We start from the raw sequence: 22,455 nt of genomic DNA, 5'->3' as shown, positions 1-22,455 counted from the left end.
GAGGAGGTGACCTAGGGGTTTCCCTAGCCTGTGGCCATTTTGGTCGACGAGCGGAACATGCTCGGGATGCCGGCACGGCCGTAGCTCGGCAAGGGGGGTCAGAAAGCGTAGTTGCGCAGGACGGACAGGGCCTCGGCGGCGTGCGGGCCGGTGGCCTTCAGCGCCGAGTCGGCGGGGGCGAGGCGGCGGGCGCCCACCCGGCAGAAGTCGGCCGCCGGTCCGGTGATGACCGAGGGGGCGTCGGGGTCGCCGAGGTGCCACGGGTCGCCGTCGGGCGAGGTGAGCTCGCACCGGACGGGCCCGCCCGAGAGGCCCTCGACGTCGAACGCGTACGGCAGCGTACGGTGCCCCAGCCAGGCGATGTGGCGCAGCCGCGAGGTGTCGGGGTAGGCGATGCCCAGGGGCGCGGTGATGTCGTAGGCGTGGGCCCAGTGCTCGGCCAGGCGGGTGGTGGCCAGCGTCGCCGGGGACAGGGAGGCGGCCACCCAGGTCAGGCGGCTGCCCTTGGGATGGGCGCGGAGGGAGCCGGGCGTGGCGGAGGTGGCCGCGCGCCAGCGGGCCAGCACGTCGGCGGGGGAGATGGCGCGCTCGGCGGTCACGAGGGCGTCGGCCATGGCGTCGACCTCGCCGGGGGACCTGCGGTCGGCCAGCTCACCGGCGATCGAGGCGATGACCAGCTCCTCGCTCTGGGCCAGGTGAAGGACCACGTCGGAGACGGTCCAGCCGGCGGCGGCCGACGGGTGGGCCCACTGGGCGGGGGTGAGGGTGGCCAGGACGGCGTCGAGCTGCTCGTACTCGGCTGCGAGGTCGTCGAAGATGTCCGTCATGCCACACCACACTACAGAATAATGTTCGGTAGGGGTCTCAGGTGAGGAGGGGGAGTTCGCCGAACCGGTGGGCGGACCACAGGCGGCGCGAGGTCTCCTCCGGGTAGGGCACGACGGACGGCTGGGTGTCGAAGAGGCGGACCAGGCGCCGCCCGGGCTCGTACGCCGCCCACCCCGGCCCCTCGCCCGCCGCGAAGGCCGTCCACGTGCGGCGGAAATCGGCCGACACGCGCTCGGCCTCGGCCGGTGCGGGGTCGCCGAGGAAGAACCGGCCCATCCCGCTGTCCAGGTTGCCGAAGACCAGCGGCACGTCGAGGGCGTGGCAGGCGCCCAGCGCGCCGCCCATGACAGGGCTGGCCCAGGTCAGCTCGTACGCGTGCACCCGCCCGCCCCCGGCCGCCTGCGCGTCGGCCAGGCGCAGGGAGGGCATGCGGAACAGCCAGTCGGACCGGACCAGCTCGCCCAGCAGCTCGGGCTCCGCCCCGGGGAAGGCGTCGCGGTAGGGCAGCCCGGGCGCGAACGTACGCAGCAGGACGTCGGCCGAAGGCCCCGCCGACCTTCCCGTCTGCGTGAACAGGCGGTATTCGTCCCGGTTGTGGCCCACGATCAGCTCGACCCCGCGGGCCGCCCCGTCCGCCAGCGCCGCCCAGGGGTCGCGGGGCAGGACGTCGCCGTCCACGACGGGGGAGAACGGAGTGACGGTGCGGGCGACCGGGCCCCAGCGGTCCTCGTACTCGGGCATCTTGGCCGTCACCGCGTCGGCGGCGGCCACGAGCCGGTCGGGCGCGACGTCGGCGAGGTCGGCGACGGTGGGCCGCAGGCCCAGCTCGGCGGCCAGGACCGCGCCGATGCCGGCGGCCAGCGGCGCGGAGAAGTACGTGCCGGGGACGCTCTGCGCGATCGCGCGCCCGAACAGCCCCGCCGCGCGCGGCATGGCCATGAGCGCGGCCACGGACCCGGCCCCGGCGGACTCGCCGAACACCGTCACCCGCCCCGGATCGCCCCCGAACGCCGCCACGTTGTCCCGCACCCACTCCAGCGCGGCCACCTGGTCGAGCAGCCCCCGGTTGGCCGGCGCCCCCTCGATGTGGGCGAACCCCTCCATCCCCACCCGGTAGTTGAGCGTGACCACGACAGCGTTCCCCTCGCGGGCGAGCAGCGCGCCGTCGTAGACGGACTCGCCGGCGTCACCGCCGCGGTACGCGCCCCCGTAGATCCACACCATCACCGGCAGCCCCGCCGCGGCGTCCAGGGACGGCGACCAGACGTTGACCGTCAGCCAGCTCTCCCCGCTCCGCTCCGCCACGGGCGCGCCCCCCGGGGAGGGCGCCTGGGGCGGTGGCGGCCCGAAGGCCGGGCAGTCGCGCGCGCCGTCCCACGCCTCGGCGGGCACGGGGGCGGCGAACCGCAGCTCGCCGAGCGGCGGCCGGGCGAACGGGATGCCGCGGAAGACCGCCACACCGCCCTCGGCCCGGCCCCGCAGGCCGCCCGCCGCTGTCCTGACCTCTGGCTCCATGCGGCCCACCCCTTCTCGTTCGTCCCAAGATTACGATGGACTACCCTGGCCGTTCGTCGACGAGATTTGACCGTTCGCCGTAAAGATCATCCGCCTTTTCAATACTGCATACCGTATGTGATACCGGTGGGGCGTGGCAGACAGTTCGAGGTCCGTGAGCCCCGCAGGCTTCCTCAGTCGTTCCCGTAGCGTGGCGGCGCCCACCTGGAGCCGTTGGCTCGTGCCGCCGGCGGCGCTCTCCGTGCACCTGGCCATCGGGCAGGCGTACGCGTGGAGCGTCTTCAAACCCCCGCTCGAATCCTCGCTCGGGCTCTCCGGCACGCAGAGCGCGCTGCCGTTCCAGCTCGGCATCGTCATGCTCGGCCTGTCGGCGGCCTTCGGCGGCACGCTCGTGGAGCGCAACGGGCCCCGGTGGGCCATGTTCGTGTCGATGGCCTGCTTCTCCTCCGGCTTCCTGCTCTCGGCGCTGGGCGTGGCCACCGGGCAGTACTGGCTGGTCGTGCTCGGCTACGGCGTCGTGGGCGGCATCGGGCTCGGCATCGGCTACATCTCGCCGGTCTCGACGCTGATCAAATGGTTCCCCGACCGGCCGGGCATGGCCACCGGCATCGCGATCATGGGGTTCGGCGGCGGCGCCCTGATCGCCTCGCCCTGGTCGGCGCAGATGCTGGCCTCCTTCGGCCCCAGCGCGACCGGGATCGCCACGACGTTCCTCGTGCACGGCCTGGTCTACGCCGCCTTCATGACGATGGGCGTGCTCCTGGTACGCGTCCCGCCCGAGGGCTGGTCCCCGCCGAAGGGCCGGCGCCCGCGCACGGTCAAGTTGCGCCCGCTGATCACCACGGCCGACGTCTCGGCCCGCAACGCCATCCGTACCCCGCAGTTCTACTGCCTGTGGGTCGTGCTGTGCTGCAACGTCACCGCCGGCATCGGCATCCTGGAGAAGGCCGCGCCGATGATCACGGACTTCTTCACCGGCACCACGGCGGCCGTCGCGGCGGGGGCGGCGGCGGGCTTCGTCGCGCTGCTGTCGCTGGCGAACATGGCCGGCCGCTTCGTCTGGTCCTCCACCTCGGACCTGATCGGGCGCAAGAACATGTACCGCGTCTACCTGGGCGCCGGCGCGCTGCTGTACCTCGTCATCGCCCTGTGGGGCGACGCGTCCAAGCCGCTGTTCATCATCTCCGCGCTGGGCATCCTGTCCTTCTACGGCGGCGGCTTCGCGACCGTGCCCGCCTACCTCAAGGACCTCTTCGGCACCTACCAGGTCGGGGCCATCCACGGCCGCCTGCTCACCGCCTGGTCCACCGCGGGGGTGCTCGGCCCGCTGATCGTCAACGCCATCGCCGACGCGCAGAAGGCCGCCGGGCGGTCCGGGCCCGAGCTCTACACCACCTCGCTGTTCATCATGATCGGGCTGCTCGCGGTGGGCTTCCTGGCCAACGAGCTGATCCGGCCCGTGCACGACAGGTATCACGAGCGGCCCGCGCAGCGGCTCGACCCGCAGGCGACGGAGAAGGGACAGACGGTATGAACCCCCAGGAGACGGGCCGGCGTACCGGGCTGATGGTGCTGGCGTGGGCGTGGGTGGGGCTGCCCTTCACGTACGGGGTGTACGAGCTGTTCCTGAAGCTCACCCAGCTGTTCGCCGGCTGACTCACGAGGAGAGCACGAACCCCTCGTAGCCGGCCGCCGCCACCTGGTCGCACTTCTCCCGGTACACCCCCACACCCCCCACGTACGGCATGAACACCCGCGGCTTGCCGGGGATGTTGGCCCCGAGATACCACGAGTCGGCCCGCACGAAGAGGGTCTGCCCGGCGATCTCGTTGACGTGCGCCATCCAGGCGTCCTCGGCGAGCGGGTCGGCGTCGATGGCCGCGACGCCGCCGGCCCGCAGCCGGGCGACGCAGTCGGCGATCCACTCCACGTGCTGCTCGATCGAGACGATCATGTTGCTCAGCACGGACGGGCTGCCCGGCCCGGTGACGGTGAACAGGTTGGGGAAGCCCGCGGTCATCAGCCCCAGGTAGGTGCGCGGGCCCGCCTCCCACTTGCGGCGCAGCGACAGGCCGCCCTTGCCGGTGATGTCGATGGCCAGCAGCGGGCCGGTCATCGCGTCGTAGCCGGTGGCGTACACGATCACGTCGGCGGGGTGCTCGGCGGCGGCGGTGCGCACGCCGGTCGGGGTGATCTCCACGATCGGGTCCTCCCGGACGTCGACCAGGGTGACGTCCGGCCGGTTGAAGGTGGCGTAGTAGCCGGTGTCGACGCAGATCCGCTTGGTGCCGAGCGGATGGTTCCTGGGCGACAGCTTCTCCGCGACCTCCGGATCGGCCACGATCTCGCGGATCTTGGCGCGGACGAACTCGGCGGCGTGCTCGTTCGCCTCGGAGCTGATGCCGATGTCGCCGTACGCGCCGAGGAAAGTGACGCCGCCCTTGGCCCAGCGCGCCTCGAACTCCCGGGCCCGCTTCTCGTCGCCGGCCTCCAGCGCCGAGCCCGGGTTGCCGGGATCGAGCAGCCCGGTGTGGGACTCGCGCATGGCCCGCCGCAGGCCGGGATAGTTCGCCTTGACCCAGCTCTGGTACTCGGGCTCCAGCGGCCGGTTCCAGGCGGGCACGCTGTAGTTGGGGGTGCGCTGGAAGACCGTCACGTGCGCGGCCTGCTCGGCGATGACCGGGATGGACTGGATGCCGGACGAGCCCGTGCCGATGACGGCCACCCGCAGCCCGGTGAGGTCGACGCCCTCGTGCGGCCAGCGCCCCGTGTGGTGGCTGGGGCCCCGGAAGGAGGCCGCGCCGGGGAAGTCGGGAACGCGCGCCGCCGACAGGCAGCCGACCGCCGTGACGAGATGGCGGGCCGCGACCCGGTCGCCCCGGTCGGTCTCCACCCGCCACACGTGCTCGGTCTCGTCGTACGCCGCCCGCGTCACCCGGGTCCCGAACCGGATGTCGCGCCGCAGGTCGAACCGGTCGGCGACGTGCTCCAGGTAGCGGAGGATCTCGGGCTGGGACGGGTAACGCTCGGTCCACTCCCACTCCTGCTCCAGCTCGGGGGAGAAGGAGTAGGAGTACTGCATGCTCTCCACGTCGCAGCGGGCGCCGGGGTAGCGGTTCCAGTACCAGGTGCCGCCCACGCCGTCGCCGGTCTCGAAGACGCGTACGGACAGGCCCAGGCCGCGCAGCCGGTGCAGCATGTACAGGCCCGCGAAGCCCGCCCCGACGACCACGGCGTCGTACCTCGCCTGGGGTGTCATGCCACGCTCCGCTCGATGGCGGCGGCGACCATGACGAGCGCGTCCGCGCTGGCGGGCAGCACGTTCACCATCGTGAAGAAGATGTGCATCTGACCCTCGAAGCGCTTGAACTCGACCGGCACGCCCGCCTGGCGCAGCCGCTCGGCGTACGCCTCGCCCTCGTCGCGCAGCACGTCGTGCTCGGCGGTCAGCACGACCGCGGGCGGCAGGCCGGACAGGTCGGCGGCGCGCAGCGGAGAGGCGTCGGGGTTCGTCCGCTGGGCGGGGTCGGGCACGTAGTGGTCCCAGAACCAGACCATGGTGTCCCGGGTGAGCAGGAGCTGGTTCTCCGGGTCGCGGTAGGAGGCGTTGTCCAGGTCGCAGTCGGTGGCCGGGTACACGAGCACCTGCAGCGCGATGGCCGGGCCGCCCTCGTCCCTGGCCCGCCGGGTCACGACGGCCGCCAGGTTGCCGCCCGCGCTGTCGCCCGCCACGACGATCGGCAGGCCGGGCAGGCGGGCGGCGCTCCACAGCAGCGCCGCGTAGGCGTCGCGGGCGGCGGTGGGGTAGCGGTGCTCTGGGGCGAGCCGGTAGCCCACCAGGACGACGGCGCAGCCGGTCCGCGCGGCCAGCTCCCTGCCCAGGGTGTCGAACTCGTCGATGGTGCCGAGGACCCAGCCGCCGCCGTGGTAGTACACGATGACGCCGCGCGGGCTCTCGGACGGGACCAGGACGCGGGCGGGGAACGAGGCGCCGTCCTCCGCCGGGATGGTGACCTCTTCGACGCGTTCCACGTCGGGGCCCTTGCCGTACATCTCGCTCAGCGCCGCGCTGACGGTGCGCGCCTCCTCGGGGGTCGACTCGTGAAGCGGGGCGCCGCCGGCGGCGGCCATCTCCTGCAGGAACCGGGTCGTCGCGTGGTCAAGGGACATGCGAGGTCACCTCATCGGGGGAGCGCGGGCAGTGATCCACCTCACTTCGAACGTAGGATCCATCACGGTTATTGTCTAGAAATATCGTCTGTTGGAGCGTGTGGATGATTGTCTCGGACATTGACCCTCTTACGCCGATCGTCGTCGGGACCGGGCAGTCCTCGGAACGGATCGGCGAGCCGGGCTACCGCCGTCTGTCGCCCGTCGAGCTGGCCGCCGAGGCCGCCAGGGAGGCGCTCGCCGACACCGGCGCGGACCCCGCCGAGGTCGCCGCGGCCGTCGACACCGTGGCCGGGGTGCGGCAGTTCGAGATCTCCGCGCCCGGCATCCCCTCGCCGCTCGGCAGGTCGAACAACTACCCGCGCTCGGTCGCCGGCCGCGTGGGAGCCGCCCCGCGCCGGGCCGTCCTCGAGACCGCCGGCGGGCAGGCGCCCCAGCACCTGGTCAACGAGCTGGCCGCGACGATCGCCGCCGGGGCGGCCGAGGTCGTCCTGCTCTTCGGCTCGGAGGCCATCTCGACGACCCAGCACCTGGCCGGGGCGGCGCCGCAGGACAGGCCGGACTTCGGCGAGAGCGTCGAAGGCTCCCTGGAGGACCGGGGCTACGGCCTCGACGGGCTCGTCTCGGCCGCGCAGATCGTGCACCGGCTGACGGACGCGCCCAGCCAGTACGCGCTGTTCGACAACGCGCGCCGGGCCCGGCTCGGCCAGACCCGGCAGGAGTACGCGGCCGGCATGGGCGCCCTCTTCGCCCCGTTCACCAAGATCGCCGCGGTCAACCCGCACGCCGCCGCCCCCGTCGAGCGCGGCGCGGCCGAACTCGTCACCCCGACCGCGAGCAACCGCCTCATCGCCGACCCCTACACCCGCTACCTCGTCGCCCGCGAGAAGGTCAACCAGGGCGCGGCGGTCGTGCTGACGTCCGTGGCCGCCGCCCGGCGGCTGGGCGTGCCCGAGGACCGCTGGGTCTTCCTGCACGGCCACGCCGACCTGCGCGAACGCGACCTGCTGGACCGCGCCGACCTCAGCACGAGCCCGGCCGCCACGATGGCCGTCCGGCACGCCCTGGAGCAGGCCGGCGTCGCGGCCTCCGACCTGGCGGCCATCGACCTGTACAGCTGCTTCCCCATCGCCGTCTCCAACGTCTGCGAGGGGCTCGGGCTGCCGGTGGACGGGTCGGGGGAGCTGACGGTCACCGGCGGGCTGCCCTTCTTCGGCGGGGCGGGCAACAACTACTCGATGCACGCCATCGCCGAGGTGGTGCGGCGGGTGCGGGCCCTGCCGGGGGCGTACGGGCTGGTGGGGGCGAACGGGGGTGCGCTGAGCAAGTACTCCGCGGGCGTCTACTCCGCCGCGCCCGCGCCCTGGCGGGCCGACCGCAGCGCCGAACTCCAGTCCGAGATCGACTCCTGGGCCCCCGTCGAGCAGGCCGCCCAGCCGCACGGCCGGGCCACGATCGAGACCTGCACGGTCAAGCACCGGCGGGACGGGAGGCGTACGGGGTTCGTGGTGGGGCGCGTGGAGGGCGGGGGCCGCTTCCTCGCCCTGGCGGACGACGAGCGCACCCTGACCTTCCTGTCGGAGGGAGAGCCCATCGGCGAGCCCATCCACGTCCGCCCCGCCGACACCGGCAACCGAGCCACACTCACCCCGTAACCCCGAAGACCCGGACGCCTTGCGCACCCCAAGGCCCGTTCGGGCACGTCACCGCACCCTGCCCCTTTCCGCGAAGGCCCGCACGCCGCAGCCGCCCACACCCCGGACGGGCCTGCGCTCCGGACGGGCCCGCGCCCCGGCCGCGCCTCCTCCCCCAATGGACCTCGGCCGAAGTGCGGTGCGAAAGCGGCAGCGGTGGGTGGGCGCCCCGGGGGTCCCTGGGCGTGGGGTGCGGCCACGGGGGAGGAGGCGGGCAGGTGTGGAGGGCGTGGTCAGGGGCAACGGGACCATGGTGAAGGTGGTTACGGTGTCGTCCTGGCGCGAGCTGGACGATGCGATCAGCGAGGCCGGCAGGTGCGACGGCGGCGGGCCCGCGCATTCGACGCTGGTCTTCCGGGGCCTGGCCCGGAGCACGTACTCGCACATGTCGGGCCTGGCCCGGCTCCGGGGTGACTACGCGGCCGTCGAGTCGCACCTGATACGAAATTTCCGTAAATATGCTCACCGCCAGGCCCCAGGCCCGACCGTCTGGGACTGGCTGGCCCTGGGGCAGCACCACGGCCTGCCCACGCGCCTGCTGGACTGGACCTTCTCGCCGCTCGTGGCCCTGCACTTCACGACCGCGTCGTGGCCGGACGAGGACGGCGCGCTGCTCGCGGTGGACTGCTCGGGCGCCCACCGGCTGCTGCCGGAGCCGCTGCGCGCGTCGCTCGACGCCGAGGGCGCCCTGCTCTTCACCACGGAGATGCTCGCGGAGGTCGCCGCCGACCTGCCCTGCTTCGACCGGCTGGGCGGTGGCGGCCGCCCGTTCCTGGCGTTCTTCGAGCCGCCGTCGCTGGACGAGCGGGTGATCAACCAGTCGTCGGTGCTGTCGGTGTTCTCGGACCCGACGTTCCAGCTCGAGGAGTGGCTGGAGGAGCATCAGGGGCTCGGCCACCGATGGGTGATCCCGGCCGGGGTCAAGGCCGAGATCAGGCAGAAGCTGGACCAGGCGAACGTCACGGAGCGCGTCCTGCTCCCCGGGCTCGACGGGCTGGCCGACTGGCTGCGCCGCTACTACTCGCCGGACTCCATCGACGACGGGCAGGGCGGCGGCTCGATGACCGGCCGGTAGCCGTCGTAGTCGTCCCACGCGGAGTTCCCGGTCAGCTCCCGCCAGGTGGGCCAGGTACGGCGGGTCGCCTGGCGGACGAGCTCGCCGGGCACGCTGAACGGCGGCGCCTTCCGCGGCTTGACGAGCGCCTGGCCGACGATCGCGTCATGGAGCACGGCGGCGGCGTGCAGGCGGGGCAGCACCGCGTGGATCTCGTCGGCGTACCCGGGCGGGAGGGCGGGTTCGGCGGCCCCCAGGTCGAAGCCGGCGCCGGCCGTCACGAGCGCGATCTCGGGCCGCTTGCGCAGGGCGATCTCGGGGGACAGGTGCAGGGCGATCGCGTCCCAGACGACCTCCACCTTCTCGGGCGGCACGCCCTCGGCGGTGAGGAAGTCGGCGGCCAGGTCGGCGCCGTCGAGGTCGAAGCGCTGGTCGCCGTCGCCCGGCTCGCTGAGCCCGGTGTCGTGCAACACGCAGGCCAGGAACAGCAGCTCGTCGTCGTAGTCACGGCCGGGCCGCAGGTCCTGCCGCTCGCCGATCAGGCGCCCGTAGAGATAGGTGCGCATGCTGTGGTTGAAGATCGCGGGCTCTTCCAGGTCGCGGGCGAAGCGCGTCGCGTTCCGGGTCAGGTCGTTCCAGGGGAACGGGAGGCTGCCGTACAACGCCGTCACGCCCCTTCCACCGCGCCGGGGCGGACGATCATCAGCACGACGACCACCGTCCACACCACGTTGTAGCCGCCCGCGAGCATGGACAGGGTGCGCAGCGGCGCGCGGTCGCCGGGCGTGGCGAGGGCGTCGCGCTGGCGCGGGTGGATCTGCACCGCCAGCAGCAGGCCCGCCGCCGCGGTGAGGACCATGGCGAGGACGACCCAGATCTCACCGGTACGGCCCTGCGCGAAGGCCAGCACGATCCCGGCGGCGGGCACGACGAGCCCGGCCAGGCTGTAGCCACGCGTGATGCGGTGCAACGCCACGGCCACGGCCCGGCTACGCCCTTCCTGGGCGGCCGCGTCCCCGTCCGCGGCGATCGGCACGTATCGCGGGAACAGGCTCGTGGCGACGGCCGAGCCGCCCACGAACACGATGCCGGCGACCACGTGGATCGACAGCAGCAAGTGCTCCATGTGTTCCTCCTCCAACCTTCAGGTGGCCTGAAGCGTAGCACGCACCTTCAGGCATGCTGAAGGCATGGCGCGATCTGTGGGGTAGCGGTCATTGACGCCATCGCCCGGCGGCCAGCAGGGTGAAGGGGTGAACCAGCGCCGCGTCGTCTTCGTCGTCTTCGAGGGCTTCCAGTCCCTCGACCTGACCGGCCCGTACGAGGTGTTCCAGCAGGCCGGCAGGCTGGCGGGCGGCTACGCCTGCGAGATCGTGGCCCCGTCCCCGGGCCTCGTCCACGCGGGCAGCGGCCTGCCCGTGCACGCCGGTCACGGCATCGCCACGCTGTCCCCGGAGGGCGTGGACACGCTGGTCGTCGCCGGCGGCACGGGCGTCTACGAGGCCAGGAACGACCCCGGGCTGACCGCCTGGGTCGCCGCCGCCGGCGCCGGGGCCCGCCGGGTCACCTCCGTCTGCAGCGGGGCCTTCCTGCTGGCCGCGGCCGGGCTGCTCGACGGCCGCCGGGTCACCACGCACTGGGCGCGCGTCGACCAGCTCGCCCGGGAGCACCCCGGTGTGACGGTCGACGGCGATCCGATCTTCGTCAGGGACGGGCGCGTGTGGACGTCGGCCGGGGTGACCGCCGGCATGGACCTCGCCCTCGCGCTGGTCGAGGACGACCTCGGCGGCGACGTCGCGCTCGAGGTGGCCCGCCGGCTGGTCATGTACCTGCGCAGGCCGGGCAGCCAGTCGCAGTTCAGCGTGGCGCTGTGGTCGGCGCAGCCGTCCACCGACCCCGTCCGCGCCGCCGTGTCGGCCATCCACGCCGACCCCGGCGCCCGGCACGACATCCAGGAGCTCGCCGCGCACGCCGGGCTCAGCCCGCGCCACCTGCAACGGCGCTTCACCGCCGAGCTCGGCGTCCCACCCGGCTCGTACGTCGAGCGGGTACGCGTCGAGGCGGCCCGCCGCGCCCTGGCGGAGAGCGACGACCCGGTCGAGGTCATCGCCCGCCGCTGCGGCTTCGGCACCGCCGAGACCCTGCGCCGCACGTTCCACCGCCGCGTGGGCGTCGCGCCCTCCGACTACCGCGACCGATTCCACTCCATCGCCAAGGGAGGCGACCTGTGACCACGTACGGACTGCTCATCTTCGACCAGGCCGAGGAGCTCGATTTCGTGGGCCCCTGGGAGGTCTTCACCGTGTCCGCGGCCCGGCGCGGCGGCCAGGACGCCGCCGTGCTCATCGCCGAGGGCCCCGGCCCCGTGCGCTGCGCCAAGGGCATGCGCGTGCTGCCCGACCACACCCTCGACGACCACCCGCCCCTGGACGTGCTGCTCGTCCCGGGCGGCCGGGGCGCCCGGGTGGTCGAGCCGCACAACCCCGTCGTCACCGGCTGGATCGCCAAGACGGCCGCCCAGGCCACCTGGGTGTGCTCCGTCTGCACCGGCACGTTCCTGCTGCACGCCGCCGGCCCGGCGCGCGGGCGGCGGGTGGCCACGCACCGGGACCACGAGGACGAGCTCGAAGCGCTGGGGGACGTCACCGTCGTGCGGGACGCCCGTTACGTCGTGGACGGCGGCCTGCTGACCAGCCAGGGCGTCTCGGCCGGGATCGACAGCGCGTTGTGGCTCGTCGGCCGCCTGCACGGCCGCGACCACGCCCGTGCCGTGCGGCGGGCGCTGCAGTACGACCCCGCACCGCCGTACCTCGCGGACGAGCCCGTCCCGGACGCCTGACCGCCGGCGCCGGCGCCGGGGCTCAGGGGGCGAACGCGGACCGCACGGCGTCGCCCACCTGCCGCTGGATCGGGTCGGCGCCCGGCCCGAACATCCGCTCGTCCACCCCAGCCACCGCCGCCCGGGCCTCCTGGAGCAGGCGCTCGCCGTCGGGCGTGAGCTCGATCGTGGAGGCGGACCCGGCGCGGGCGGTGTGGTCGCGCACCAGCCCGGCCCCGGCGAGCGCCTTCACCGCCGCGTGCACGCTCTGCACCGTGATGCCGGACATCCGCGCGAGCTCGCTGAACGAGATCCCGGGCACGGCCGCGACGTGACCGAGCAGCCCGAGCCGGCTCACGGTGAGGTCGAGCGGCGCGAGGGCGGCGTTGAGCTCGGTCTCGATCCGGCGCGCGAGCGTCAGCACCACGATGGAGGTGCTGGTCACCGGGGCGGCGGGGCGGTCGTTCTCGGCACTCACCCGCCAAGTCTCCCGTACTTCCCCGCCAGGGTGCCGAGCCATGGCGGATGATGACGGCGTGAACGATGACGGCGTGCCGGAGAAGGTGGCCTGGGTCCTGGTACGCGACCACCAGGTGCTGATGACGCGCAGCCACGGCCGCGACGTGTTCTACTTCCCGGGCGGGATGCGCGAGCCCGGCGAGTCCGACCGCCAGACCCTCGTCAGGGAGATCGACGAGGAGCTGCTGACGGCCATCGACGGGGACACCATGGTGCATTTCGGCACCTTCGAGATCCCGGCCGGCCACCCGGAGCGCGGGCCGTTCCGGATGATCTGCTACACCGCCGACCACCAGGGGCCGCTCACCCCGTCCATGGAGATCGCGGAGAAGGCCTGGTTCGGGTACGCCGACCGGCACCGGGTGTCGTACGTCGACTCCCTGGTCCTGGAGGCCCTGCACGGAAGCGGCCTGCTGCACTGACCGCGCAGGGGGTTCACCCCGTACGGGGTGATCGCTACGCTGGCGCTAGCCCCAGCGCAGGGAGACGACACGTGAGTGCTGCTGAGCCGGACGTGCCCGGTGTTGACCCGACGGTTCCCAGCGTGGCCCGCATGTACGACTACTACCTGGGCGGGAAGGACAACTTCCCCTCCGACCGCGAGGCCGCCGAGAAGATCATCGCGATCGTCCCGGAGGTGCGTGAGACGGCCCGTGACAACCGGGCCTTCATCGGCAAGGCCGTGCGGCTCATGGCCGAGCAGGGCGTGCGCCAGTTCCTCGACATCGGCGCCGGCCTGCCCACCCAGGAGAACGTTCACCAGGTCGCGCAGCGGGTCGCCCCCGACACGCGGGTGGTCTACGTCGACAACGACCCGATCGTCCTGGCGCACGCCCGGGCCCTGCTCGCCGACACCCCCGACACCGTCGCGGTCTGGGGCGACGTCACCGACCCGGCGGCCATCCTGAGCGACCCCCAGATCACCGGGCATCTCGATCTCGGCCTGCCCACGGCGGTGCTGATGTCGGCGGTGCTGCACTTCGTGCCGGGCGACCGGCAGGCGAGCGACATCGTCGCGACGCTGCGCGCGCCGCTCGTGCCGGGCAGCCACCTGCTGATCTCCCACTTCTACACGCCCGACGCGGACGACCCCAAGGTCAAGGCGGGGCAGCAGGTGTACAGGGCGACGAAGCCGGGGGCGCTGGCCGCCCGCTCGCTGCGGCAGATCACCGACTTCTTCGACGGCATGAAGCTGCTGGAGCCCGGGCTCGTACCGGTCAAGTCCTGGCGGCCGGAGTCCGAGCTCGACCGGCTGGCGGAGGTCGACCTGACCGTCCCCGGGCTCCTGGGCGCGGTCGGCCGCCTGTCTTAGGGACTTCCCTAGGTCCTCCCCTGAGGACGGAGCGTGGCCATCGGCATAGTGTCGGCAGCTCTCATCCCCTTTTCTGAAGAAGGTGCCGAACATGGCCACTCCCCGTTCGGAAGAGAGCGAATACAGCTACGTCGACAAGACCAACGGCCATCTCACCGCGTTCGCCCCCAAGCCCGACGAGGCCATGGTGACGTTCGGGCGCCAGGGGGAGATCGACACGCTCAACCGGATCGTCTCCGCCCCCGCGCTCCTGTCGGTCAGCCAGGGCTACAACTTGGAGCGGGGCTTCGCGGCCGTGTACGTCAGCCCCACGAGCATGGGCGAGGTGACCGCGCAGGACGAGGTGACGGACTCGCTCCCGGTGATGATCGACGAGCACGGCGCGTCCCGGTACTTCCTGCCGGACGAGCTCACCGTCCAGTTCCGGGGGGACGTCGACGCGGCCCGCGCCGAGGAGATCATCCGGGAGCACGGCAGCCGCATCCTGGTCCGGCAGCGCACGCCCGGCTACTACACCGTGGCCGTGCCCGAGGGGCGGGGCCTGTTCGCGGCGATCCGCGAGCTGTCGCAGCCGGCGGAGGTGGTCTTCGCCGAGCCCAGCGAGGTGGGCTTCAACAGCGCCCTGCTGTTCGTCCCGGACGACGGCGACTTCGGCCTGCTCTGGGGCATGCGCAACACCGGCCAGGCGGTCAACGGCGCGACCGGCGTCACGGGCGCGGACATCCACGCCTCCGAGGCCTGGGAGCTCACCCGCGGCGACCCCGAGGTGATCATCGCGGTGATCGACACCGGGGCGTCCATGAACCACCCCGACCTGAAGGCCAACTTCCTGCCGCGCGGCACGGAGGACTGGGACTTCGCCGACGGGAACGACCCCGTACCGGAGGACGGGAACGGGCACGGCTCGCACGTCTGCGGCACCTGCGCCGCGGTCAACGACACGAACGGGGTCATCGGGGTGGCGCCGCTCTGCCGCCTGATGCCGCTGCGCGTGGACCTCACGACCGGCATGAACCAGAACCGGGCGGACGCCATCAGGTACGTGGCCGGCCACGCGAACGCCCACCCCGACCGCCGCTACGTCGTCAACTGCAGCTGGCGCATGAACGGCGACCACGCGGGCGTGCGTACCGCCATCCAGGACGCGGTCGCCGCGAACGTGGTCGTGGTCTTCGCCGCCGGCAACAATGGCACCAACACCGACGTCACCCCGCAGTACCCCGGCGTCTACCCCGAGGTGATCGCCGTCGCCGCGCTCGACCAGTCCGACCGCAAGGCGTCGTTCTCGAACTTCGGCACGAACGTCGACGTGTCCGCGCCCGGCGTCAACACCTGGTCCACCTTCCGGGACGGCGGCTACGCCTTCAGCGACGGCACGTCGATGGCCTCGCCGCACGTGGCCGGGGTCGCCGCGCTGGTCTGGTCGCGCAACCGCAACCTCACCAACCACCAGGTACGGCTGATCGTCGAGAGCACGTGCGACAACATCGACGCGACGAACGCCGGTCTCGCCGGCATGCTGGGCGGCGGCCGCGTCAACGCGATGAACGCGGTCACCTCGCCGCTGATCTTCCCGGCGGACGTGGCCTTCACCGCCGACCTGACCGGGGACAGGAAGGCCGACGTCGTCGGGTTCGGCGACGCCGGCATGTACGTCTCCAGGAACCAGGGGAACGGCAACTTCACCGCGCCCCAGCTCGCCGTCGGCAACTTCGGCTACGAGGCGGGCGGCTGGCGGGTGGAGCGGCATCCGCGCTACCTGGCGGATCTGACCGGTGACGGCCGGGCGGACGTCGTCGGGTTCGGCGACGCGGGCGTCTACATCGCGCTCAACAGCGGCAACGCCACCTTCCAGGCGTTGCAGCTCGCGGTCCCCAACTTCGGCCACGCGGCCGGGGGCTGGCGGGTGGAGCGCCACCCGCGCCTCGCGGTGGACCTCACCGGCGACCGCCGCGCCGACATCGTCGGGTTCGGCAACGCGGGCGTCTACGTCGCGCTCAACAGCGGCAACGGCACGTTCCAGGGGCCGCAGCTCGCGCTCGGGAACTTCGGGTACGACGCGGGCGGCTGGCGGGTGGAGCGCCACCCGCGCTTCCTGGCGGACGTGACCGGCGACCACCGGGCCGACATCGTCGGGTTCGGCAACGCCGGTGTCTGGGTGTCCCGCAACATGGGCGCGGGCCATTTCGACACGCCGCAGCTCGCGCTCGGGAACTTCGGGTACGTGGCGGGCGGCTGGCGGGTGGAGCGCCATCCGCGCTTCCTGGCGGATCTGACGGGTGACGGCCGGGCGGACATCGTGGGGTTCGGCGACGCGGGGGTGTGGGTCTCGCTCAACAACGGCAACGGGACGTTCCAGGCGCCGCAGCTCGTGCTCGGCAGCTTCGGTCACGTGGCGGGCGGCTGGCGGGTGGAGCGGCATCCGCGCTTCCTGGCGGATCTGACGGGTGACGGCCGGGCGGACATCGTGGGGTTCGGCGACGCGGGGGTGTGGGTTTCCCTCAACAACGGCAACGGGACGTTCCAGGCGCCGCAGCTCGCGCTCGGGAACTTCGGGTACGTGGCGGGCGGCTGGCGGGTGGAGCGCCATCCGCGCTTCGTCGCCGACCTCACCGGCGACCGCCAGGCCGACATCCTCGGCTTCGGCCACGCGGGCGCGTGGGTCTCGTTCAACAACGGCAAGGGCGCGTTCGGGAGCCTGGACCTGAAGATCGGCAACTTCGGGTACGGCGCGGGCGGCTGGCGCGTGTACAAGCACCCGCGCCTGGTCGTCGGACCCCGCTGACCGGCGGCGGCGCGCCGGCCGGGTCCGCGCGGGGCTCCCGGAGCCCCGCTACGACGCGGCCGGCGTGTCGCAGGGAGAGAACCGCCGGTCCAGCCCGGTCAGGCGCAGCAGCCGCGTCACCCGGGGACCCGCGCCGCTCAGCTGGAGCCGCCCACCCGCGGCCTCCACGGTGTTGGCGGCCCAGATCAGCGTGTTCAGCCCCGAGGAGTCGCAGAAGCCGACCCCCTGGAGGTCGACGACGACGAGCGGCGGCCTGTGGCATTTCATCGCCTGGGCCAGCCCGTTGCGGAACTCCTCCATCGTGGCCAGGTCCAGATCCCCTTCGGGACTCAGGACAGCCGCACCGTCACGCTGAGTGACGATCCAGGTGAAGCCGGTACACTGCGCGTTTGCCATTCCACCCCTCCGCTCCAACGGTTCGCCGTCCTTATATTTGCATAGTGCAATAAAAGGCGTAACCCGCTCCCAGGACAGGATTGGCATACTGGCGACCCGCCGATCACGCCCCTCCCGCCCTCGTGGTGGGAATCAACGCTCCCCGGCGGGGTAGCCGAGGGCGGATGCGCATCGAGGAAGGGCGGCCGATCACGGTCGTGGCGTCTGTGGCGGCGGGACGGGGGCCGCGGGCCCGCCTCGCCGGTGAGCGAGGGAGTGATCGGTGATCAGGTCCGAGGACGTCAGGTACTACGCGTTATCGATCTTGACGCCGATGCTGCTGCTGGCGGCGGCCACGTACGGCGCGGGCCTGGTGGTCATGGGCCGGCCCACCGGCGAGGCGGCCGTCAACCGGGCCCTGGCCGCCGGCCGCACCTCGCTGGGGAACACCCTCACCGACCTCGGCAGCAGCCTGTCGGACACCCCGTACATCGTGGCGCTCACCGTGGCGGCGGTGATCGCCCTCAGGCTCCGGCACGCCGCCTGGCGCGAGCCGATCTTCCTGATCGCGGCAGTATGGAGCCAGTCGCTGATCTTCCTGGCCACCACCGAGCTCGTCGGCCGCCACCGCCCGCCCGTCCGGCACCTCGACGAGGCCCCGCCCACCTCCAGCTTCCCGTCCGGCCACGTCAGCGCCGCCGTCGCGTTCTACTGCGGGCTCGCGCTCATCGTGGCCACGCGCGCCCGCGGCCGGCCGGCCCGGGTGGCGATCTGGGTGCTCGCGGTCGCCGCGGTGCTCGTGGTGAGCTTCTCCCGGCTCTACCGGGGCCTGCACTTCGTCACCGACGTCGTCTGGGGGCTGCTGCTCGGCGCCGGCTGTCTCGTCATGGCCGCCCGCGCGATCCTCCACCGGCCGCGGGTCGCGGCCGAGGCGGGGGTCAGAGCAGGTCCTCGATGAGGATCGGCAGGCGGCGCAGGCGGCGGCCGGTGGCGTGGAAGACGGCGTTGGCGATGGCGGGCGCGACCCCGACCACGGCCACCTCGCCGAGGTTCTTGACCCCCATCGGGTTGAGCACGAAGTCCGGCTCGTCGATGAAGTCGACCTCGATCCGGCCGATGTCAGCGTTGACCGGGATCACGTAGTCCGCCAGGTCGTTGTTGACGAAGCCGCCGTAGCGCGGATCGACCTCGCTGCGCTCGCGCAGTGCCGCGCCGATGCCCCACACCACCCCGCCGCGCACCTGCGCGTCGGCGGTCACCGGGCTGGCCACCCGGCCGCAGTCGGCCACGCTGACCACCCGGGGCACGCGTACGCGCCGCGTGGCGGGCTCCACCCGCACCTCGGCGAAGTGGGCGATGAAGCTGAAGGAGACGTGGGCGGGGTACTCGGGGCCGGCCGGCGCGACCAGGCCCGCCCGCATCCGGTCGATCATCTCCGGCGGCTGGCCGGGCGCCTGGGTGACGGCCTCGACCACGACTTCCTCCCCGCCGGTCGCCCTGACGGCCGCCGCCAGGTCCACCGGCCCCTCGGGCCCGGCGCCCACCTTCCGCCGCAGGTCGCGCAGCGCGGCGTGCACCGCCAGCAGGGTGCTGTTCGTCCCCCACGCGCCCGCGGTCAGGTGATGCGGCACGGACCGGGTGTCGCCGACGTCGACGCGCACGGCGTCGGGGGCCAGGCCGAGATCGCCCGCGACGGCGGCGACGAGGGTGGTCGTGATGCCCTGGCCGAACTCGTGCCCGCCCACCTGGACCAGGACGTGGCCGGCCGCGTCGGCGCGCAGCCGGGCCAGGGTCGGCACCGTGAGCGACGGGTACGCGCCCGCCGCCACCCCCCACCCGACCAGCGTCCCGTCGTCCTCGCGCATGGAGCAGGGGTCCGGCGCGCGCTCCGCCCAGCCGAACAGCTCCGCGCCCCGGCGCAGGCACGCGGTCAGATGCCGGGAGGAGAACGGCTTGCCCGTCACCGGGTCCGCGCGGGCGTCGTTGGACAGGCGCAGCTCGACCGGATCGCGGCCGGTGGCGTGGGCGATCTCGTCGACGGCCGACTCCAGCGCGAACACGGCCGGGTGCTCGAACGGCGCGCGCATGTAACCAGGGGTCTGCGCGTCGGTCCGGACGTGCCGCTGCCGGCCCCGGAAGTTGCGGATGTCGTACAGGCGCGAGGTGATCTCGGTGTAGGTCGCGGGGAGCAGGTCGTACCGGGAGGCCTGCTGGTCCACCTCGTGGATCGCGGCGAGCAGCCGGCCCGAGCGGTCGGCGCCGAGGCGTACGCGGTGGCGGCTGGCGGGGCGGAAGCTGGCCGCGTGGAAGGTGTGGGCCCGGGGCAGCACCAGCTTGACCGGGCGGCCGAGCCGGCGGGCGGCGACCGCCAGCGGCGCGATGTGCGGCTGCAGCGAGTTCTTCTGCCCGAACGCGCCGCCCACGTACGGCGCCATGACCCGGACGTCGTCGGGGTCGATGCCGAGCTGCCTGGCCAGGCCGCCGCGCAGCGCCCCCACGCTCTGCGTGCCCTCGTGCACGACCACGGTGTCCCCGCGCCAGTCGACCACGCCGCCGATCAGCTCCATCGGCACCTGGTGCTGCGGGCCGGCCTCGTAGACCTCGTCCACCCGGACGGGGCTGCGGTCGTACTCGCCGTCGGCGTCGCCCACCACGACGTCGGCGAGGAACGGCAGCGGGAGCGCCTCCTGCTGGAGCACGGTCTCGGTGCCTTCGGCGGCCAGCTCCACCGCGAACGGCTCCGTGTCGTACTCCGCCCGCACCAGCCCGGCCGCCTCCGTGGCGGCGACCAGCGTGTCGGCCACGACCAGCGCGATCGGCTGTCCCCGGTAGGCGATGCGGTCGTCCAGCAGCGGCTGCAGGCTCTGGAAGGCGTAGCCGTCGTGCATGATGTAGCCCGCCGGGGTGATGCCCAGGTCGTCGAGGTGCGACAGGATCAGCAGCACGCCGGGGACGGCCGCGGCCCGCGCCGTGTCGAGGCGCGTGATGCGGCCCTTGCCGACGGTGGCGACGACGGGCATGGCGTACGCGAGGCCGGGCGGGGTGCGGTCGGTGCCGTAGCGCGCCGCCCCGGTGACCTTCTCCCTGGCGCCGACGCGCCGGATGCCGTCTCCGATCATGGTACGGCCCTCTCCCCGGCGATCCGCAGCGCCTCGGCCACGGTGCGGATCCCCAGCTCGACCCGGAAGGCGTTGTGCGTGCCCGGACGGGCGCCCGCGAACGCGGCCTCGCCGGCCCGGCGCGCGCTCCGCCGGTCCAGCACCGCGCCGGCCAGCTCGCGCTCCGCGTCGTGGCAGCGCCAGGGGCGGGTGGCGACGCCGCCCACCGCGATGCGGCACTCCTCGACGGCGCCGCCGCCGTCCAGCGTCACCGCCACGGCCGCCGAGGCCAGCGCGAACGCGTACGACTCCCGGTCCCGGACCTTGTGGTAGGTCGAGCCGCGCCCGGCGGCCGTCACCGGCACGCGGATGCGCGTGACGATCTCGTCCCAGTCCAGCGTGTGCTCCCTGGCCGGCGTGTCCCCCGGCTCCACGTGCAGGTCGGCCAGTGCGAGCGTGCGCTCGCCGCGCGGCCCCGCCACGTCCAGGACCGCGTCGAACGCGATCAGCGCGACCGCCCAGTCCCCGGGATAGGTGGCGATGCAGGCGTCGCTGCCGCCGAGCAGGGCGTGCCCCCGGTCCAGGCCGCCGATCGCCGCGCAGCCGCTGCCCGGTTGCCGCTTGTTGCACGGGAAGGCCGGGCCGCCCCGGAAGTACGCGCACCGGGTGCGCTGGAGCAGGTTCCCGCCGATCGTCGCCATGTTGCGCAGCTGCTGCGAGGCGGCCTTGGACAGGGACTCCGCCAGCGCCGGATAGTCGCGCCGCAGCACCGGGTCCGCCGCCACGTCGGCCATCAGCGCCCCGGCGCCGAACGACAGCTCCTCCTGCCCGGCGGTGTCGATGCCGGCCAGCTCGCGCAGGGAGCGGACGTCCACGACGGCGGGCGGAGTCTCGATGTCCAGCTTCATCAGGTCGTACAGCGTGGTCCCGCCGGCCAGCACCTTCGCGCCCGGCCCCGCCTCCGTGAGGGCGCGCACGGCCTCGTCGAGGGTGGCCGGGGCGGCGTAGGAGAACGAGCGCACGGCCTCAGCCCTCCCCCCGGCCGGCGGCCGCGCGCACCGCCGCCAGGATGCCGGTGTACGCACCGCACCGGCACAGGTTGCCGCTCATGTACTCGCGGATCTCGTCGTCGTCGCCGGCGTGCCCTTCGGCGATGCAGGCCAGCCCGGACATCACCTGGCCAGGCGTGCAGTAGCCGCACTGCAGGGCGTCGTGGTCCACGAACGCCTGCTGCAGCGGGTGCAGCTCGCCGCCGGGGCCGGTCACGCCCTCGATCGTGGTCACCGATCCGCCGTTCACCTGCACGGCCGGCAGCAGGCAGGGCACGACGCGGCGCCCGTCCACGTGCACCGTGCAGGCGCCGCACTGTCCGTGATCGCAGCCCTTCTTCGACCCGGTCAGTCCAAGCCGCTCCCGAAGGACGTCGAGCAGCGACTCTCTCGGGTCGAGGTCCAGGCGGACGGCCCGGCCGTTCACCGTGAACCCGGTCGTCACCTCCGAGGTCATAGGCGCCACGCTAATCCGCCACGTCACACCGATCCCCATATGGCATGACAAATGCGAGTCAAGATTCCCGGCGGTTCGCGGAGCTCAGCGCTGGGCGGGCAGCGCCGATCCGGTGAGGCGGCCGGTGCGGCGGTAGACGGCGCACATCACGTCGCGGTCGCCGTCGGCCCAGGTCTCGGCGGTCGGCATGATCGGGTAGTGGTCGAGGCCGTCGACGCGGGTGGCGCCCCACAGCTCGGTGTAGAGCTCGCCGCAGCTCTTCCAGGCGAACGAGGTCAGCGCCGCCCGGTCGTACGGGCCGTCGGGGGCGTGGGTGAAGCCGTACGACTGGTTGTCCGCGCCGCCGGCGCAGGGCGTGTAGAGCACGATCCGCTCGCCCGCCCCCGGCGAGTACGTCGGATCGCTGAAGCACTCGCCGCCCTCGATCAGCAGGAGCCCGGTCGTCTCCGCCGTCATGAAGGTCTCCGTCTTGACGACCGGCTGCGCGGGCGGCACCACGAACAGCGTCCCGAGCGCCGCCACGGCGGGCAGCAGCCCCCACCGGCGGGTCACCGCCATCCGTCCACCTCCCGGCCCGCGCGCATGATCGATCCGATCGCCGATCGTAGGACGCGCCGGGGAAACAACGGACAAACAACCGATTACCGCCATATTTCCGATCATGAATTCATCTGCCGGACAAGCGCGGGACAGATGATCGTCAGAGATGCCTGGGTGAATGCGCTGGCGTCCATCCCGCAACTCGCGGATGGGCGAGTCCGCTTCTCGATGGAGTGAACCA

The 22,455-nt window shown here is 73.1% G+C and carries 23 protein-coding genes; 11 read left to right on the top strand and 12 right to left on the bottom strand.

The window, feature by feature from the left end:
- Window positions 1-98 precede the first annotated feature (98 nt).
- A complete protein-coding gene (locus ACBJ59_RS34995; RefSeq protein WP_375114478.1) occupies window positions 99-827 on the bottom strand; it encodes a maleylpyruvate isomerase family mycothiol-dependent enzyme in 729 nt (242 codons plus the stop codon).
- Between the two features lie 37 nt (window positions 828-864).
- Window positions 865-2,343, bottom strand: coding sequence for a carboxylesterase/lipase family protein (locus ACBJ59_RS34990; protein WP_375114477.1), 1,479 nt, complete (start codon window positions 2,341-2,343; stop codon window positions 865-867).
- A gap of 220 nt (window positions 2,344-2,563) precedes the next feature.
- Between ACBJ59_RS34990 and ACBJ59_RS34985 the strand changes: the two genes are divergently transcribed.
- Both ACBJ59_RS34985 and ACBJ59_RS34980 read left to right on the top strand, forming a co-directional pair.
- Window positions 2,564-3,877 carry an OFA family MFS transporter gene (locus tag ACBJ59_RS34985; protein ID WP_375114476.1) on the top strand — a complete coding sequence of 438 codons (1,314 nt, stop codon included), beginning with the start codon at window positions 2,564-2,566 and terminating at the stop codon, window positions 3,875-3,877.
- Complete coding sequence (locus ACBJ59_RS34980) at window positions 3,874-3,999, top strand: hypothetical protein (protein WP_375114475.1); 126 nt, start codon at window positions 3,874-3,876, stop codon at window positions 3,997-3,999. The genes ACBJ59_RS34985 and ACBJ59_RS34980 overlap by 4 nt, the downstream gene beginning before the upstream one ends.
- 1 nt (window position 4,000) lies before the next feature.
- Here the strand turns inward: ACBJ59_RS34980 and ACBJ59_RS34975 are convergent, their stop codons facing one another.
- Together ACBJ59_RS34975 and ACBJ59_RS34970 are read right to left on the bottom strand one after the other, a co-directional pair.
- A complete protein-coding gene (locus ACBJ59_RS34975; protein ID WP_375114474.1) occupies window positions 4,001-5,602 on the bottom strand; it encodes a flavin-containing monooxygenase in 1,602 nt (533 codons plus the stop codon).
- The gene (locus ACBJ59_RS34970; protein ID WP_375114473.1) at window positions 5,599-6,513 is read right to left on the bottom strand and encodes an alpha/beta hydrolase; all 915 of its coding nucleotides are present in this window, start codon (window positions 6,511-6,513) and stop codon (window positions 5,599-5,601) included. Before ACBJ59_RS34970 ends, ACBJ59_RS34975 begins: the two co-directional genes overlap by 4 nt.
- A 104-nt stretch (window positions 6,514-6,617) precedes the next feature.
- Between ACBJ59_RS34970 and ACBJ59_RS34965 the strand changes: the two genes are divergently transcribed.
- Both ACBJ59_RS34965 and ACBJ59_RS34960 read left to right on the top strand, forming a co-directional pair.
- Window positions 6,618-8,168: an acetyl-CoA acetyltransferase gene (locus ACBJ59_RS34965; protein WP_375114472.1), complete on the top strand. Its 1,551-nt coding sequence runs from the start codon at window positions 6,618-6,620 to the stop codon at window positions 8,166-8,168.
- Window positions 8,169-8,475: 307 nt separating this feature from the next.
- Window positions 8,476-9,282, top strand: coding sequence for an FRG domain-containing protein (locus tag ACBJ59_RS34960; protein ID WP_375114471.1), 807 nt, complete (start codon window positions 8,476-8,478; stop codon window positions 9,280-9,282).
- On the opposite strand, the gene ACBJ59_RS34955 is transcribed toward ACBJ59_RS34960, so the two are convergent.
- Together ACBJ59_RS34955 and ACBJ59_RS34950 are read right to left on the bottom strand one after the other, a co-directional pair.
- Window positions 9,225-9,932, bottom strand: coding sequence for an HD domain-containing protein (locus ACBJ59_RS34955; protein ID WP_375114470.1), 708 nt, complete (start codon window positions 9,930-9,932; stop codon window positions 9,225-9,227). The genes ACBJ59_RS34960 and ACBJ59_RS34955 overlap by 58 nt on opposite strands.
- Window positions 9,929-10,387 carry a hypothetical protein gene (locus tag ACBJ59_RS34950; protein ID WP_375114469.1) on the bottom strand — a complete coding sequence of 153 codons (459 nt, stop codon included), beginning with the start codon at window positions 10,385-10,387 and terminating at the stop codon, window positions 9,929-9,931. The genes ACBJ59_RS34955 and ACBJ59_RS34950 overlap by 4 nt, the downstream gene beginning before the upstream one ends.
- Before the next feature lie 127 nt (window positions 10,388-10,514).
- Here ACBJ59_RS34950 and ACBJ59_RS34945 point away from each other — a divergent pair, with 127 nt between their 5' ends.
- Window positions 10,515-11,492, top strand: coding sequence for a GlxA family transcriptional regulator (locus tag ACBJ59_RS34945; RefSeq protein ID WP_375114468.1), 978 nt, complete (start codon window positions 10,515-10,517; stop codon window positions 11,490-11,492).
- Window positions 11,489-12,100 carry a DJ-1/PfpI family protein gene (locus tag ACBJ59_RS34940; RefSeq protein ID WP_375114467.1) on the top strand — a complete coding sequence of 204 codons (612 nt, stop codon included), beginning with the start codon at window positions 11,489-11,491 and terminating at the stop codon, window positions 12,098-12,100. Before ACBJ59_RS34945 ends, ACBJ59_RS34940 begins: the two co-directional genes overlap by 4 nt.
- Window positions 12,101-12,122: 22 nt before the next feature.
- Here the strand turns inward: ACBJ59_RS34940 and ACBJ59_RS34935 are convergent, their stop codons facing one another.
- Window positions 12,123-12,557: a MarR family winged helix-turn-helix transcriptional regulator gene (locus ACBJ59_RS34935; RefSeq protein ID WP_375114466.1), complete on the bottom strand. Its 435-nt coding sequence runs from the start codon at window positions 12,555-12,557 to the stop codon at window positions 12,123-12,125.
- Between the two features lie 40 nt (window positions 12,558-12,597).
- Between ACBJ59_RS34935 and ACBJ59_RS34930 the strand changes: the two genes are divergently transcribed.
- The 3 genes from ACBJ59_RS34930 to ACBJ59_RS34920 all read left to right on the top strand — a co-directional run bounded on the left by ACBJ59_RS34930 (window position 12,598) and on the right by ACBJ59_RS34920 (window position 16,695).
- Window positions 12,598-13,020 (top strand): NUDIX domain-containing protein, encoded by a 423-nt coding sequence (locus tag ACBJ59_RS34930; RefSeq protein WP_375114465.1) that lies wholly within the window; start codon window positions 12,598-12,600, stop codon window positions 13,018-13,020.
- Window positions 13,021-13,091: 71 nt separating this feature from the next.
- Window positions 13,092-13,910 carry an SAM-dependent methyltransferase gene (locus ACBJ59_RS34925; protein WP_375114464.1) on the top strand — a complete coding sequence of 273 codons (819 nt, stop codon included), beginning with the start codon at window positions 13,092-13,094 and terminating at the stop codon, window positions 13,908-13,910.
- Between the two features lie 91 nt (window positions 13,911-14,001).
- The gene (locus ACBJ59_RS34920) at window positions 14,002-16,695 is read left to right on the top strand and encodes a S8 family serine peptidase (RefSeq protein WP_375114463.1); all 2,694 of its coding nucleotides are present in this window, start codon (window positions 14,002-14,004) and stop codon (window positions 16,693-16,695) included.
- A 48-nt stretch (window positions 16,696-16,743) separates the two neighbouring features.
- Here ACBJ59_RS34920 and ACBJ59_RS34915 read toward each other — a convergent pair whose 3' ends face one another.
- Window positions 16,744-17,091, bottom strand: coding sequence for an STAS domain-containing protein (locus ACBJ59_RS34915; protein WP_375114462.1), 348 nt, complete (start codon window positions 17,089-17,091; stop codon window positions 16,744-16,746).
- Window positions 17,092-17,353: 262 nt separating this feature from the next.
- Between ACBJ59_RS34915 and ACBJ59_RS34910 the strand changes: the two genes are divergently transcribed.
- Complete coding sequence (locus ACBJ59_RS34910) at window positions 17,354-18,028, top strand: phosphatase PAP2 family protein (RefSeq protein ID WP_375114461.1); 675 nt, start codon at window positions 17,354-17,356, stop codon at window positions 18,026-18,028.
- Here the strand turns inward: ACBJ59_RS34910 and ACBJ59_RS34905 are convergent.
- From ACBJ59_RS34905 to ACBJ59_RS34890, 4 genes are all read right to left on the bottom strand, one after another.
- Complete coding sequence (locus ACBJ59_RS34905) at window positions 18,009-20,189, bottom strand: xanthine dehydrogenase family protein molybdopterin-binding subunit (protein WP_375114460.1); 2,181 nt, start codon at window positions 20,187-20,189, stop codon at window positions 18,009-18,011. The genes ACBJ59_RS34910 and ACBJ59_RS34905 overlap by 20 nt on opposite strands.
- Window positions 20,186-21,190: an FAD binding domain-containing protein gene (locus tag ACBJ59_RS34900; protein ID WP_375114459.1), complete on the bottom strand. Its 1,005-nt coding sequence runs from the start codon at window positions 21,188-21,190 to the stop codon at window positions 20,186-20,188. The genes ACBJ59_RS34905 and ACBJ59_RS34900 overlap by 4 nt, the downstream gene beginning before the upstream one ends.
- A gap of 4 nt (window positions 21,191-21,194) precedes the next feature.
- On the bottom strand, window positions 21,195-21,674 hold the full coding sequence (locus ACBJ59_RS34895) for a (2Fe-2S)-binding protein (RefSeq protein WP_375114458.1): 480 nt from the start codon (window positions 21,672-21,674) through the stop codon (window positions 21,195-21,197).
- Between the two features lie 84 nt (window positions 21,675-21,758).
- Complete coding sequence (locus tag ACBJ59_RS34890) at window positions 21,759-22,232, bottom strand: hypothetical protein (RefSeq protein WP_375114457.1); 474 nt, start codon at window positions 22,230-22,232, stop codon at window positions 21,759-21,761.
- A gap of 24 nt (window positions 22,233-22,256) precedes the next feature.
- On the opposite strand from ACBJ59_RS34890, the gene ACBJ59_RS34885 reads away from it, so the two are divergent.
- A complete protein-coding gene (locus ACBJ59_RS34885) occupies window positions 22,257-22,451 on the top strand; it encodes a hypothetical protein (RefSeq protein WP_375114456.1) in 195 nt (64 codons plus the stop codon).
- The last annotated feature ends 4 nt before the right edge of the window (window positions 22,452-22,455 follow it).

This window comes from Nonomuraea sp. MTCD27 (assembly GCF_041950495.1).
Taxonomy (GTDB): Bacteria; Actinomycetota; Actinomycetes; order Streptosporangiales; family Streptosporangiaceae; genus Nonomuraea.
The sequence above is the reverse complement of the archived record's forward strand: the minus strand, read 5'-3'. Positions and strand labels throughout refer to the sequence as shown.

Bases quoted from the DNA above. Each gene is read 5' to 3' on its own strand.
- ACBJ59_RS34995 (WP_375114478.1), bottom strand. From the start codon at position 827: ATGACGGACATCTTCGACGACCTCGCAGCCGAGTACGAGCAGCTCGAC.
- ACBJ59_RS34990 (WP_375114477.1), bottom strand. From the start codon at position 2,343: ATGGAGCCAGAGGTCAGGACAGCGGCGGGCGGCCTGCGGGGCCGGGCC.
- ACBJ59_RS34980 (WP_375114475.1), top strand. From the start codon at position 3,874: ATGAACCCCCAGGAGACGGGCCGGCGTACCGGGCTGATGGTGCTGGCG.
- ACBJ59_RS34975 (WP_375114474.1), bottom strand. From the start codon at position 5,602: ATGACACCCCAGGCGAGGTACGACGCCGTGGTCGTCGGGGCGGGCTTC.
- ACBJ59_RS34970 (WP_375114473.1), bottom strand. From the start codon at position 6,513: ATGTCCCTTGACCACGCGACGACCCGGTTCCTGCAGGAGATGGCCGCC.
- ACBJ59_RS34965 (WP_375114472.1), top strand. From the start codon at position 6,618: ATGATTGTCTCGGACATTGACCCTCTTACGCCGATCGTCGTCGGGACC.
- ACBJ59_RS34950 (WP_375114469.1), bottom strand. From the start codon at position 10,387: ATGGAGCACTTGCTGCTGTCGATCCACGTGGTCGCCGGCATCGTGTTC.
- ACBJ59_RS34930 (WP_375114465.1), top strand. From the start codon at position 12,598: ATGGCGGATGATGACGGCGTGAACGATGACGGCGTGCCGGAGAAGGTG.
- ACBJ59_RS34920 (WP_375114463.1), top strand. From the start codon at position 14,002: ATGGCCACTCCCCGTTCGGAAGAGAGCGAATACAGCTACGTCGACAAG.
- ACBJ59_RS34915 (WP_375114462.1), bottom strand. From the start codon at position 17,091: ATGGCAAACGCGCAGTGTACCGGCTTCACCTGGATCGTCACTCAGCGT.
- ACBJ59_RS34905 (WP_375114460.1), bottom strand. From the start codon at position 20,189: ATGATCGGAGACGGCATCCGGCGCGTCGGCGCCAGGGAGAAGGTCACC.
- ACBJ59_RS34895 (WP_375114458.1), bottom strand. From the start codon at position 21,674: ATGACCTCGGAGGTGACGACCGGGTTCACGGTGAACGGCCGGGCCGTC.
- ACBJ59_RS34890 (WP_375114457.1), bottom strand. From the start codon at position 22,232: ATGGCGGTGACCCGCCGGTGGGGGCTGCTGCCCGCCGTGGCGGCGCTC.
- ACBJ59_RS34885 (WP_375114456.1), top strand. From the start codon at position 22,257: ATGATCGATCCGATCGCCGATCGTAGGACGCGCCGGGGAAACAACGGA.